Here is a 704-nt window from a genome sequence, read left to right as displayed (position 1 = left end):
AAAGGCTCTGCGGCATAAGCGATGTCGACACCACCGAACGGCGTATCGAGGCCGGAGCCGGGGCGACATTGAGCGCGGTGCAGCGCGCGGCCGGCGCGGCCGGCCTGGTGTTCGGTGTCGATCTGTCCGCGCGTGACACCGCGACGGTTGGCGGCATGGCCTCGACCAACGCCGGCGGGTTGCGCACCGTGCGCTACGGGAACATGGGCAGCCAGGTCATCGGCATGGACGTCGCGCTGCCCGACGGCTCGGTGGTGCGACGGCACTCCCGGGTGCGGGCCGACAACACCGGCTACGACCTGCCGGCGCTGTTCGTCGGCGCCGAAGGCACGCTCGGCGTGATCACCGCACTGGACCTGCGGCTGCACCCCGATCCGGCGCATCGCGTGACCGCGGTCTGCGGCTTCGACGACCTGGACGCGCTCGTCGACGCGGGGCGGTTGTTCCGTGACCTGGACGGTATCGCCGCGATCGAGCTGGTCGACGGGCGAGCCAGCGCGCTGGCCGACGAGCATCTTGGTGCGCCGCCGCCGGTGGACAGCCGGTGGCTGTTGTTGGTGGAGCTGGCATCCGATCACGACCAGACCGAGCGGCTTGCCGACGCGCTCGAGGGCGTGCAGACGTCGGGTGAGCCCGCGGTGGGGGTCGATATCGCTGCGCAACAACGGCTTTGGCGGGTGCGCGAATCGGTGGACAGCAAGAGG

1 protein-coding gene is annotated in these 704 nt (G+C 70.9%); it reads left to right on the top strand.

What is annotated here, in order from left to right; translation table 11 throughout:
* On the top strand, positions 1–704 hold a 704-nt coding region (locus A5658_RS12230; RefSeq protein ID WP_156751411.1), incomplete at both ends, for an FAD-binding oxidoreductase.

This window comes from Mycobacterium sp. 1245111.1, from assembly GCF_001673405.1.
Taxonomy (GTDB): Bacteria; Actinomycetota; Actinomycetes; order Mycobacteriales; family Mycobacteriaceae; genus Mycobacterium.
This window is presented reverse-complemented; position numbering and strand designations above follow the sequence as displayed.